The organism is Rhodococcus sp. T2V, assembly GCF_029269925.1.
GTDB lineage: Bacteria > Actinomycetota > Actinomycetes > Mycobacteriales > Mycobacteriaceae > Rhodococcus_F > Rhodococcus_F koreensis.
The window spans coordinates 269,123-281,356 of sequence record NZ_JARJBD010000002.1 but is presented as its reverse complement, the minus strand read 5'-3'; the positions used below and the strand labels follow the sequence as shown (position 1 = coordinate 281,356).

The 12,234-nt window shown below is 68.5% G+C and carries 11 protein-coding genes and 1 pseudogene; 7 read left to right on the top strand and 5 right to left on the bottom strand.

Annotated elements, in window-relative coordinates; genetic code table 11:
• Positions 1-19: 19 nt before the first annotated feature.
• A complete protein-coding gene (locus P3H15_RS03405; protein ID WP_276135940.1) occupies positions 20-541 on the bottom strand; it encodes a DUF1003 domain-containing protein in 522 nt (173 codons plus the stop codon).
• Positions 538-1,809, bottom strand: a complete 1,272-nt coding sequence (locus P3H15_RS03400) for a CBS domain-containing protein (protein WP_276135939.1) — start codon at positions 1,807-1,809, stop codon at positions 538-540. The genes P3H15_RS03405 and P3H15_RS03400 overlap by 4 nt, the downstream gene beginning before the upstream one ends.
• 71 nt (positions 1,810-1,880) lie before the next feature.
• Here P3H15_RS03400 and P3H15_RS03395 point away from each other — a divergent pair, with 71 nt between their 5' ends.
• From P3H15_RS03395 to P3H15_RS03370, 6 genes are all read left to right on the top strand, one after another.
• A complete protein-coding gene (locus tag P3H15_RS03395) occupies positions 1,881-2,843 on the top strand; it encodes a CoA ester lyase (RefSeq protein ID WP_072949602.1) in 963 nt (320 codons plus the stop codon).
• Positions 2,844-2,910: 67 nt separating this feature from the next.
• The gene (locus P3H15_RS03390) at positions 2,911-3,402 is read left to right on the top strand and encodes a general stress protein (protein ID WP_015889781.1); all 492 of its coding nucleotides are present in this window, start codon (positions 2,911-2,913) and stop codon (positions 3,400-3,402) included.
• Positions 3,403-3,651: 249 nt separating this feature from the next.
• Complete coding sequence (locus P3H15_RS03385; RefSeq protein WP_276135938.1) at positions 3,652-5,016, top strand: ABC transporter substrate-binding protein; 1,365 nt, start codon at positions 3,652-3,654, stop codon at positions 5,014-5,016.
• Positions 5,013-5,960: a carbohydrate ABC transporter permease gene (locus tag P3H15_RS03380; protein ID WP_276135937.1), complete on the top strand. Its 948-nt coding sequence runs from the start codon at positions 5,013-5,015 to the stop codon at positions 5,958-5,960. Before P3H15_RS03385 ends, P3H15_RS03380 begins: the two co-directional genes overlap by 4 nt.
• A 2-nt stretch (positions 5,961-5,962) precedes the next feature.
• Positions 5,963-6,799 carry a carbohydrate ABC transporter permease gene (locus tag P3H15_RS03375; protein WP_276135936.1) on the top strand — a complete coding sequence of 279 codons (837 nt, stop codon included), beginning with the start codon at positions 5,963-5,965 and terminating at the stop codon, positions 6,797-6,799.
• 4 nt (positions 6,800-6,803) lie between these two features.
• Complete coding sequence (locus tag P3H15_RS03370) at positions 6,804-7,973, top strand: ABC transporter ATP-binding protein (protein ID WP_276135935.1); 1,170 nt, start codon at positions 6,804-6,806, stop codon at positions 7,971-7,973.
• On the opposite strand, the pseudogene P3H15_RS03365 reads toward P3H15_RS03370, so the two are convergent.
• A pseudogene (locus P3H15_RS03365) lies at positions 7,943-9,483 on the bottom strand (MFS transporter). The gene P3H15_RS03370 and the pseudogene P3H15_RS03365 overlap by 31 nt on opposite strands.
• A 90-nt stretch (positions 9,484-9,573) precedes the next feature.
• Here P3H15_RS03365 and P3H15_RS03360 point away from each other — a divergent pair.
• Positions 9,574-10,665, top strand: a complete 1,092-nt coding sequence (locus P3H15_RS03360) for a winged helix DNA-binding domain-containing protein (RefSeq protein ID WP_276135933.1) — start codon at positions 9,574-9,576, stop codon at positions 10,663-10,665.
• Here the strand turns inward: P3H15_RS03360 and P3H15_RS03355 are convergent.
• Together P3H15_RS03355 and P3H15_RS03350 are read right to left on the bottom strand one after the other, a co-directional pair.
• Complete coding sequence (locus P3H15_RS03355; protein WP_276135932.1) at positions 10,655-11,521, bottom strand: chromosome partitioning protein ParB; 867 nt, start codon at positions 11,519-11,521, stop codon at positions 10,655-10,657. The genes P3H15_RS03360 and P3H15_RS03355 overlap by 11 nt on opposite strands.
• Entirely contained in the window at positions 11,511-12,206 is a 696-nt protein-coding gene (locus P3H15_RS03350; protein ID WP_015889788.1) for a metallophosphoesterase, read from the bottom strand. Before P3H15_RS03350 ends, P3H15_RS03355 begins: the two co-directional genes overlap by 11 nt.
• Positions 12,207-12,234: the final 28 nt, after the last annotated feature.

The following is a 12,234-nucleotide window of genomic DNA, read 5'->3' as shown; positions in this document are numbered from 1 at the left end:
TTGGGGGGATTCGCCGGCGTCACTTCCGCCGGGTGCGCGTGTCTTCCTCGTCGGCCAGCAGCGTCCTGATCTCGTCGAGTTCGCGCCGCAGGTAGTCGCGGGTGGGCACCTCGCCGATCGCGATGCGCAGCGCGGCCAGTTCCCGGGCGAGGAATTCGGTGTCCGCTTTCGTCTGCTCGGCGCGGGAGCGGTCCTCCTCGAGGGAGACGCGGTCGCGGTTCTCCTGGCGGTTCTGTGCCAGCAGGATCAGCGGCGCCGCGTAGGCGGCCTGGGTGGAGAACGCCAGGTTGAGGAGGATGAACGGGTAGGGATCCCACTGCAGGCGGACGGCGAAGACGTTGACGACGATCCAGACGATCACGATCACCGTCTGGATCATCAGGTAGCGGCCCGTGCCGAGGAACCGGGCGAAGTTCTCGCTGGCCCGGCCGACGGCCTCCACGTCGTACGTGACCCGGAAGCGGCGGGTGCCGCGCGGGGTGTCGAGTCGCTGCCGGTCCGACAGGTTCCTGGCGGCCGCGCTGGGGGACTTCTCGCTCATACGTCGATCTCCTCTTCACGCCAGTCCTCCGGGAGGAGATGGTCCAGGACGTCGTCGACGGTGACCGCGCCGATCAGGTGTTCCTCGTCGTCGACGACGGGCCCGCACACCAGGTTGTAGGTCGCGAAGTAACGCGTCACCGCCGTCAGGGAGTCCTCCGGCGCCAGCCGCGGCATGTCGGTGTCGAGTAGTCCGCCGACCAGGCTCGCGGGCGGCTCGCGCAGCAGTTTCTGCAGGTGGACGCATCCCAGGTAGCGGCCGGTCGGTGTCGCGGTCGGCGGACGGACGACGAACACCATGCTCGCGAGGGCGGGAGTGACGTCCGAGATGCGGGCGCGGGCCAGGGCCTCGGCGACCGTCGTCGATGCGGTGAGGACCACCGGTTCGGGAGTCATCAGTCCGCCCGCGGTGTCGGGCGAGTGCTCGAGCAGGCGGCGGACCGGCTCGGAGTCCTGCGGATCCATCAGTTGCAGCAGCGATTCGGCCTCGGTTTCGGGAAGCTCACCGAGGAGGTCGGCGGCGTCGTCGGGGTCCATGGCCTCGAGGACGTCGGCGGCCCGCTCCACCTCGAGGTGCATGAGCAGATCCGTCTGGTCGTCGGCGGGCAGTTCCTGGACGACGTCGGCGAGGCGCTCGTCGTCGAGTGCGAGGGCGAGTTCGTGGCGGCGTTTCTCCGGCAGGAGGCGCATCGCGTTCGCGACATCGGCGGCGCGCATCCCCTCGAACTGCGTGAGCAGGGCCGAGACGCCCTGGCCGGGCATCGCCAGGTCGGTCTGCGTGAGGCCCTGGACGTGCTGCCACCCGACGACGTGCATGGCGGCTCGACGGCCGAGCCTGCCGCGGTGCCCGCGCACCGCCACCTTCGACACCACCCAGTCCCGGGTGCGGGTCTGCTCGATGCCCAGGTCGACGACGATGATGTCGGCGTCCCACAGTTCCGCGAGTTCCGGGTCGTCCACGCGCACGTGGGAATCCGCAACCTGAGCGAGGGCCAGGACCTCGCCGGGCCGTTGCTGGAATCGGCGGAGACTGACGTTGCCCGTCGTGAGGGTCACCGAGCTGGGTTCGATCGCGGTGACGCGGAGCATCGGGACGAAGATGCGTTTGCGCGTGAACAATTCGATGACCAGCCCGAGCACGCGCGGCTGCTGCCTGCCGACGCGGGCGGTGATCACCACGTCCCGGACGCGGCCGATCGATTCCCCGTCGGGGCCGAGTACCACCAGGCCGGCCAGCCTGGCTGCAAAAACCTTGTTCGCAGCTGCCATGATTGCCAGGCTAGATCGTTGTACAGAGATACAGGGAATCGAACACCTGCGAAAGTGGAGGATCGTCCGTCATGAGTTCCGTCTACAGGCCACGGCGATCTGTTCTCGCCGTTCCGGGCAGCAGCCGCAAGATGATCGACAAGGCGAAGGGGCTGCCCGCCGACGAGATCTTCCTCGATCTCGAGGACGCGGTGGCACCGCTCGCCAAGCAGGAAGCCCGCGGCACCATCGGGGACGCGCTCGCCGAGGACGGGTGGGGTGAGCAGATCAAGGTGGTCCGGGTCAACGACTGGACCACCGAGTGGACGTACGCCGACGTCGTCGAGGTCGTGGGGCGGGCGGGTGCCCACCTCGACGCGATCCTGCTGCCGAAAGTGCCGGACGCCAGCCATGTTCAGGCTCTGGACCTGCTGCTGACCCAGGTGGAGAAGGCCAACGGGCTCGAGGTCGGCCGGATCGGCATCGAGCCGCAGATCGAGAACGCGATCGGGCTCACCAACATCAACGCGATCGCGACGGCGAGCCCGCGCGTGCAGACCCTGGTGTTCGGTCCCGCCGACTTCATGGCGAGCATCAACATGCGCACGCTGGTCGTCGGGGAGCAGCCGGACGGCTACGACCGCGGCGATGCCTACCACCACATTCTGATGACCATCCTGATGGCGGCCCGCGCGCACGGGGTCCAGGCCATCGACGGCCCCTACCTCCAGATCCGCGACGTGGAGGCGTTCCGGCGGTCGGCGCAGCGCACGGCCGCGCTCGGCTTCGACGGCAAGTGGGTGCTGCATCCCACCCAGATCGAGGCGGCGAACGACGTGTTCAGCCCCCGCCAGGACGATTACGACCGGGCCGAACTGATCCTGGACGCCTACGAGTTCCACACGTCCGCGGCGGGCGGCGGTCGCGGTGCCGTGATGCTCGGCGACGAGATGATCGACGAGGCGAGTCGTAAGATGGCGCTCGTGATCTCCGCCAAGGGGCGCGCCGCGGGCATGAAACGGACCACCGAGTTCGTGCGACCCGACGCGAACTAGTCTCGGCAGGCAGAATGGTTCTCACAGGACAGATCCTGCGGTAACCACACAAGGAGACCAGCTGACGATGACGAATCCACTCGGACAGTCCAACGGGGCGCGGCGTGGGGCTCTGCCGGAACCCCCCACGGGCTGGCCCATCGGTTCGTATCCCACCTACGCGGAGGCGCAGCGCGCCGTCGACTACCTCTCCGATCAGGAGTTCTCGGTGGAGGACGTCACCATCGTGGGGGTCAACCTCATGCAGGTGGAGCGGGTGCTGGGCCGCCTCACCTGGGCGAAAGTGATTGGCGGGGGCATCGTTTCGGGCGCGTGGCTCGGTGTGTTCTTCGGTCTGCTGCTGGGCATCGTCACGGGCGGCTTCCTGGCGCCGCTCGTCGTCGGCATCGTCGGCGGCATCATCTTCGGGCTGATCTCCACGACGATCCCGTACGCGGCGACGCGGGGCACCCGGGATTTCGCGTCGACCATGCAGCTGGTCGCCGGGCGGTACGACGTGCTGTGCGAGCCGAAGTCGGCGGAGACGGCCAGGGACATGCTGGCCAAGCTGGCGCTCTGATCGGCGCGACCACGTCGATCGGCGGGTCGCGGTCGGGTCACGGATTGCGTCCTATTCGCGACGTTCGCCGTGATTTCACCCGGTTCGCCGGTGATGTCGGATAGGTTTACGGCGCAATGCGTGGGCCCCGGCCCTCGCCGAAACCGTGACCTGTCGGTGGAGCGCGTGTTCCGGCAGGAACCAATGTGCGGGCCCGCGTGCCCAGCCGTACCGCGACTGGATCCGTGAGGGCCGTTCGAGGAGGCGGCTGTGCTGCATCGCACCAAGCCCGGACGCTCGCTGAAGTGGGGACTGATCGGTGCGGCCACCGTCCTCACCGTTCCCCTGCTGGCTGCATGCGGGTCGTCCGAAGAGGGCATCGTCCTCAGTTTCTACACCGCCGCGGACGGCGCCGAACAGTACGCGGAGGCCGCGGCCAACTGCACGGCCGCGGCCGGCGGCCGGTACACCATCGAGCAGCGCACGCTGCCGAAGGGCGCGGACGATCAACGCCTCCAGCTGGCCCGCCGGCTCACCGGCAACGACACGTCACTCGACATCATGACGCTCGACGTGGTGTGGACCGCCGAGTTCGCCGAGGCGGGCTGGGCGCTGCCGCTCCCCCCCGGCATCGCGGCCGAGGTCACCGAGGGCACGCTCGAAGGCCCGCTCGAATCGGCCAAGTGGCAGGACCAGCTGTACGCCGCACCGTTGAACACCAACACCCAGTTGCTCTGGTACCGCAAGGACCTCATGCCGGACGGGCAGCCGCCGCAGACGTGGGATCAGATGATCGACATCGCGGAGGGACTCGCCGCGGAGGGCCGCCCCAGCTGGATCGGGGTGCAGGGCAAGCAGTACGAGGGCCTGATGGTGTGGTTCAACACCCTGCTCGCGAGTGCGGGCGGGTCCGTCGTCGCCGACGACGGGACCACCGTGACGGTCGCGGACGGTGACGCCGCCCTGCAGGCGCTCGAGGTCATGAAGCGGGTCGCCACCGCGAAGGGTGCCGACCCGTCGGTTTCCCAGGGCGACGAGGCGTCGTCCCGGCTCGGGATGGAGAGCGGAAAGGCCGCGTTCGAGGTCAATTGGCCGTTCGTGTTGCCGGGCATGATCGAAAACGCCGAGAAGGGCGACCTCCCGTTCATCGACGACAAGGGCAACCCGACGTCCGTGGACACCAGCAACACGGTGCTCACGGTCGACGGTCAGCAGAACTTCCTGCCTGCGCCGTACCCGTCGGTGATCCCCGGCAGGCCCGCCGAGGTGACGATCGGCGGATTCAACATCGCGGTCGCGAAGACGAGTCAGCACCCGGACCTGGCGTTCGAGGCGGTGTCCTGCCTGCGGAACGAGGAGAACCAGCGCAACAACGCCGTCAACGGCGGTGTGCCGCCGACGCTGGCGAGCCTGTACGACGACCCGGCGTTCCAGGAGGCGTATCCCGCGTGGCGTGAGGTGCGGGAGGGCCTCGACACCGCGTCCGTCCGCCCGGTGTCCCCGGCGTACCAGAGCATTTCGACCCTGATCACCGCCACGTTGAATCCGGTCGGTGACATCGACCCGCCGCGGACCGTCGACGAACTCGCCGAACAGGTCCGCAAGGCGGTCAACTCGGAAGGGCTGATCCCGTGACGACCGAAACCGTGCAGGCGGACCGGGCCGAGGAGCCGAAAGCCGCGTCCAAGGGCCAGCTCTCGGAGGGGAAGCGGGCCGAACGCCGGCTGGGGTTGTGGTTGGTGGCCCCCGCCGCGATCCTCATGATCGCGGTGACGGCCTATCCCGTCGTGTACGCGGTGTGGCTGAGCCTGCAACGCTACGACCTCCGTTTCCCCGACGACCGCAAGTTCGTCGGACTCGCCAACTACGTGTCGGTGCTGACGGACGGGTACTGGTGGCAGGCGTTCTGGGTGACGGTGGGTATCACCGTCGTGTCGGTGGTGATCGAGTTCGTCCTGGGCCTGATCCTGGCGCTCGTGATGCACCGGACGCTGGTGGGGAAGGGCCTCGTCCGGACGGTGGTGCTGATTCCGTACGGCATCGTCACCGTCGCCGCCGCGTACAGCTGGTACTACGCGTGGACGCCGGGAACCGGGTATCTCGCGAACCTGCTGCCCGACGGCAGCGCCCCGTTGACAGAGCAGATTCCGTCGCTCGCGATCATCGTGCTCGCCGAGGTGTGGAAGACGACGCCGTTCATGGCGCTGCTGCTGCTCGCCGGGCTCGCTCTCGTTCCCGACGACCTCCTCAAGGCCGCGCAGGTCGACGGCGCCGGGGCGTGGACGCGGCTGGTGCGGATCATCCTGCCGCTGATGAAACCCGCGATCCTCGTGGCGCTGCTGTTCCGCACGCTCGACGCGTTCCGGATCTTCGACAACATCTACGTTCTCACCAAGGGCGCCAACGACACCGGGTCACTGTCGATCCTCGGTTACGACAACCTGTTCAAGGCGTTCAACCTCGGTATCGGCTCGGCGATCAGCGTCCTCATCTTCCTGTGTGTCGCGCTGCTCGCGTTCGTGTTCATCAAGCTCTTCGGTGCGTCGGCTCCCGGGGCCGACACGGAAGGAAACCGATAACCATGGCCGTCGTCGACACTCCTCGCCGCAAGATCAGCTGGTCCGTGGTCAACCTGCTGGTCCTGCTGTACGCGCTGGTCCCGGTGCTGTGGATCGCCAGCCTCTCGTTCAAACCCGCGGGAACGATCAAGGACGGCAAGTTCATTCCGCAGAAGTGGACCCTCGACAACTACCGCGGCATCTTCGAGACCAACGCGTTCACCAGCGCGCTGATCAACTCCATCGGCATCGGTCTCATCTCCACGGTGATCGCCGTCGTCATCGGCACCATGGCCGCCTACGCCATTGCCCGCCTCGACTTTCCGGGAAAGAAACTGCTGGTCGGGGTGGCGCTGCTGATCGCGATGTTCCCCCAGATCTCCCTCGTGAGCCCGCTGTTCGACATCGAGCGCAGGCTCGGGCTGTTCGACACCTGGGCGGGCCTGATCCTGCCGTACATCACGTTCGCGCTCCCGCTGGCCATCTACACGCTGTCCGCCTTCTTCAAGGAGATCCCGTGGGAGCTGGAGAAGGCGGCCAAGATGGACGGCGCCACGCCGGCGCAGGCGTTCCGGAAGGTGGTGGCACCGCTGGCGGCGCCGGGCATCGTGACCGCCGCGATCTTGGTCTTCATCTTCTGCTGGAACGATCTGCTGTTCGCGATCTCGCTGACCTCGACGGAACGTTCCATCACCGCGCCTGCCGCGATCGCGAACTTCACCGGCGCCTCCCAGTTCGAGGAGCCGACCGGCTCGATCGCCGCGGCCGCGATGGTGATCACGATCCCGATCATCGTCTTCGTGCTGTTCTTCCAACGACGCATCGTGGCCGGCCTGACCTCCGGCGCAGTGAAGGGATAATTTTGTGGCCGAAATCGTGCTCGACAAGGTGACGAAGCTGTACCCGGACGGCGCCAAGGCGGTGAGCGACGTCGACATCACGATCGCCGACGGTGAATTCATCATCCTGGTCGGGCCGTCCGGTTGCGGAAAGTCGACCACTCTCAACATGATCGCCGGGCTGGAGGACATCTCGTCCGGTGAGCTGCGGATCGCGGGGGAGCGGGTCAACGAGAAGGCGCCGAAGGACCGCGACATCGCCATGGTGTTTCAGTCGTACGCGCTGTACCCGCACATGACGGTGCGCCAGAACATCGCGTTCCCGCTCACCCTGGCGAAGATGTCGAAGTCGGACATCGCGGCCAAGGTGGACGACGCCGCCAAGATCCTCGACCTCACCCAGCACCTCGACCGCAAACCCGCCAATCTGTCCGGCGGCCAGCGGCAGCGGGTCGCCATGGGCCGGGCGATCGTCCGCAGCCCCAAGGCGTTCCTGATGGACGAGCCGCTGTCGAATCTCGACGCCAAGCTCCGTGTGCAGATGCGCACCGAAATCGCCCGGCTGCAACAGCGACTCGGCACCACCACGGTCTACGTCACGCACGATCAGACCGAGGCGATGACGCTCGGCGACCGGGTGGTGGTGCTGCGCGGCGGGGTGGTCCAGCAGATCGGGGCGCCGCAGGAGTTGTACGACCACCCGAACAACCTGTTCGTCGCGGGATTCATCGGCTCGCCGTCGATGAACTTCTTCCCGGGACAGCTCACCGCCGACGGGGTGTCGACGCCGCTCGGCGAGTTCACGCTGCCGCCGGAGACCCGCGACAAGGTCGCGTCGTCGAATTCGGCGAAGGACGTCGTGGTGGGGATCCGTCCCGAGCACTTCGAGGACGTGGCGCTCGTCGATGCGGGGCAGCGGGAGTCCGGCGCCACGTTCACGGCCAACGTCGAGGTGCTCGAGTCGATGGGCTCGGACAAGTACGCCTATTTCACGGCCGAGGGGCCGCAGGTGAACTCCCGGGAACTCGAGGAGCTCGCCGCCGACTCGGGTACCGCGGTCGCAGGGGGTGGTCAGCTGGTGGCCCGGTTGTCGGCCGAGTCGACCGCGGTGCACGGCAGGCCGGTGGAACTGTGGTTCGACCGGGCGAAGATCGCCCTGTTCGATCAGAACTCGGGGGCGAACCTCACCCGCTGACAGGGGTGGTGCGCTCAGCCGGACGGCTGGTGTTCGCTCCGCCGAGACCGCCGACCGTGCCCCACTCGGCGGCGAGGGCGGTCGCGTGGACCTCGTCCTCCTCCTCGTCGGACGGGGTGCGGGTGGTGCGGGTGATCCCGAAGAACGGCAGCAGTCCGGCGAGGGCGGCGGCGGTCGCGCCGACGACGAACGCGATCACGTACGCCGATTCGGTCGGGACGTCCGTCCCGGGGAGGGTGACCCCGGCGAGCAGGGTCGCGAGCAGCGCGCTGGCGACCGAGCTGCCCACGGATCGGGCGATCGAGTTGATGCTGTTCGCGACGCCGGTCTCGTCCTGCCGCACCTCGGCCACGAGCAGCGACGGCAGGGACGCGTAGGCGAGGCTGATGTACGTGTTGATCAGGACGATCGCCGCGATGACTTCCCACGTGCGGTCGTGGGCGAAGACGAACACGACGAAACCGCTCACCCCGACGACGCTCGCGGCGATCAGGACGGCGCGGGAACCGAAGCGGTGGATCAGTCTTCCGCTCAGGATCGACGCGAGGACGCCGCTGATCGCGCCCGGCAGCAGATACACGGTGCTGGCCTCGAGGACGGTGGCCCCGAAGCCGTACCCGGCGACCGCGCGCGGCGTCTGGACGAAGTACGAGCTGCCCAGGAACATCACGAACATCGACATGCCCACCACCAGGGCGGACAGATGGGTGACCAGGACGGGCGGGTTGGTCAGCAGCCGAGGCGCGACGAGTGGATCGGTGATCCGGCGTTCGAAGAGGAACCAGCCGATCAGAACCAGGATCCCGGCGACTCCGCTGGCGATCGTGACGGGCGACGTCCAGCCCCAGGTGCCGCCTTCGGCGAGCGGGAGCAGGACGAGGACCAGGCCGGCGGCGAGACCGACCGCGCCGATCCAGTCGATGGAACCCGTGCCTGCGCGCGGGCGGCGGGGGATGGCGATCCAGGCGAGGACGAGTCCCGCCGCGGTGATGGCCGAGGACAGCCAGAAGACGCGGTGGAAGTCGGCGCCGTCGGAGACCAGCACACCGGTGAGGACGATGCCGAAACATCCGCCGAAACCGAGCGTGCCGGAGAAGATCCCCATCGCCCCGGTCAGCTTCTCGGCCGGAAGTTCGTCGCGCAGCACCGCGATGCCGATGGGGAACAGCGCGAACGACACACCCTGGAGTACGCGCGCGAAGATCAGTACCCCCACGGACGTCGACACCGCACCGATCAGGGACCCCAGCAGCACCACCACGAGCACCCCGAGTAGGACCGGTCGTTTTCCGCGGAGGTCGGCGAGGCGGCCGAGGACGGGTGTCGCGGTCGCGGCCGCGAGGAGATTCGCGGTGAGGAGCCAGCCGACGGCGGTGGGGCCGACGTCGAGTTGCGCGCCGATGGTCCCGACGATCGGTACCACCAGTGTCTGCAGAACGGCGACAATCATCACGACGAAGCACATGACGGGCAGGAGAGCCCTGGCGGCGGTGGTCGATCCGGCGGCCATGGGGTCCTCCTGCAGGGGTCGGTGAACGGGCGTACACCAATACGGTACTGGGGCTAACTAACGAAGGGGTGCACGGTGGGGTCTGAACGCATGTCGAATCGAGCGCTGGGCCGGGCGACGCTGGCCAGGCAATCGCTGCTGAGCCGTTCGGAACTGTCCCCGCTCGACATGATCGAGCACCTTTGCGGACTGCAGGCGCAGGCGCCGGCCCCGCCGTACTTCGCGCTGTGGGCGCGGCTCAGGCGGTTCCGCGCCGAATCGCTGTCGGACCTCGTCGAGAACCGCGCGGTGGTGCGGATCGTCGCGATGCGCGGAACGGTGTTCGCGTTGACCGCGCACGACGCCCTCTCATTCCGTCCGCTGGCGCAACCGCTGCTCGACCGGGACCTCCACACCAACACGCAGCACCGGTCGAGTCTCGACGGAATCGACCTCGACGCGCTCGCGGCCGCGGGACGCGACCTGGTGCGCGAGAAACCCCGCACCCAGTCGCAGATGCGGCCGCTGCTCGAGCAGCGGTTCCCCGGGCGCGACGGTGCCGCGCTCGCCCACGGGGTGCGGGGACTGGTCCCGATGGTCCAGGTGCCGCCGCGCGGGCTGTGGGGCAGGTCGGGGCAACCGGCGCTGGCGACGCTGGAGTCGTGGGTGGGCCGTCCGCTCTCCGCCGCGCCGTCCATCGACACGATGGTCCTTCGCTACCTCGCCGCGTTCGGCCCGGCGAGCGCGCGGGACGCCCAGGCCTGGTCGGGGCTGACCCGGCTCGGTGAGGTCCTGGACCGGCTGCGGCCCGGGCTCCGGGTGTTCGCGGGGGAGTCGGGGCCGGAACTGTTCGACCTTCCCGACGCGCCCCGGCCGGACCCGAACACCCCTGTGCCTGTCCGCATCCTCGCGCCGTTCGACAACGTGCTGCTCTCGCACGCGGACCGCGGGCGCCTCGTCGACGACGACGTGCGGAAGAAGATCTTCACGCAGAACGGCATCGTCAAACCGGCTGTGCTCGTGAACGGCAGGGTCGCGGCGTTCACCACGACGGTGGTCGAGAAGTCCCGTGCGGTACTCGACGTGGAGCCGCTGGCGACCATCGCGAAGACGCACCGCGCCGCGATCGAGGCGGAGGGCAGGCGGCTGCTGAAGTTCGCGCACCCCGAGGCGACCGAACGCGCCGTGCGGTTCATGAGCTAGCCGGTTTGTGCCTTCGCGGTGCGAGGTGACTGAGCTCGGCGATGATCTCGTCGTTCCAGACATGCCGGCGCACAAGGCGGTACCGCTCGCGTGCCACCCACAGGTAGGCCTCGGCGTCGGTGTGATCGGGCAGCATCCCGGCCGCCCGCAGCATCCGGACCACCGGCAGGTACTCCTCACCGAACCAGCGCCGGGCCACGGTCTCACGGCTGAGGAATTCGCCCATCTCCTGCATGAGCCGGAACCCCCAGGCCTCGACGCTCTGGCTGATCTCGGCGTACTCCCACGGATCGGTGACGACCACGGCCGCCCGCTGCGGCCCGGTCAACGGCACCCGCGTGAGGAACAGGCGGCGGTGGTCCTTGATGACCAGGTCGCCGCGCTGTGCGATTCCGTCCGGGGAGATCTTCGTCTGGATCTCGGTGACGTAGGCGTCGATCGTGCTCCAGTGCATCGCGTACGCGATGGAGACGCGGTGGTGGCCGTCGCTGACGAAGTGCATAGACCCGATCCGGTACACCTGGATCGGTGGTACCGATTCGCCCCGGCGCTGCGCGGCCGCCAACCGCTGCCAACGCTCGCGTACCCGGGTGGACGTGGGCCGGAAGAACCGGTCGAAGTCGCGCGTGCGGTCGACGCTGCCGACGATGGAGTTGACGGGGATCACCTGCAGGCCGAGCGATCGTTCCCCGACCCGGCCGACGGCCGCGACCACCTCGTCGAACGGCAGGATCTCGTTGACGTCGTCCGGTTCGCGGCGCAGCCAGCTGACCAGTCGTGACAATTCGGCGCGACGACGCTGGCGGGTGAAGTCGTTCTCCGCGTCGGCGGCGGGGAACCCGGTGTCACGTGCCATGCCGGCGCCTGACGATGCTCGGTTCGGCGCCCGGCGACAACTCCATCAGGGTGAATCCCACCGTGTTGATGACCGTCGTCGCGCCGAGCGTGCGATCCTCGGCAGCACGGCCGTACGGGTGGACGTGCCCGTGGATCATGACGCGTGCCTGCAACCTGCCCGCCAGGTTCTCGAAGCATTCGAAACCCCGATGCGGCGGATCCTCCTGGTCGCCGACTCCCCGCGGTGGGCTGTGCGTGAGCAGCACGTCGACACCGGACACCCCGGAGCGGCGCGCGTGCCACGCGCTCGTCAGCGCCAGGTTGCGCGCCCGCCGCCGCTGCTGCCGCTCGGTCCACTGATTGGGGCCGTCGTTGTAGCGGATGGATCCGCCGAGGCCGGCGATGCGCAGGCCCGCGATCCGCACGATCCGGCCGTCCGCGTTGACCGCACCGCACGGGCCCGGCCACGCCGAGGGCAGTCCCGCCCGCATCCACCCGACCCGTCCCGCGGAATAGCCGGACAGGTCGGCGTCGTGGTTGCCCGGCACGAAGACACACGGCGCGTCGAGGGCGTCGATCAGGTATTCCAGATAGTCGAACGGGAGGTCGCCCGCACCGAGGATCAGGTCGACGTCCATGGCGCGCACCTGCGAACTCCACAGCGACTCGATCGTCTCGTCGGACACTGCGAGTACCGAGACCATGCTCCGACGCTACCGGCTCGAGAGGCCG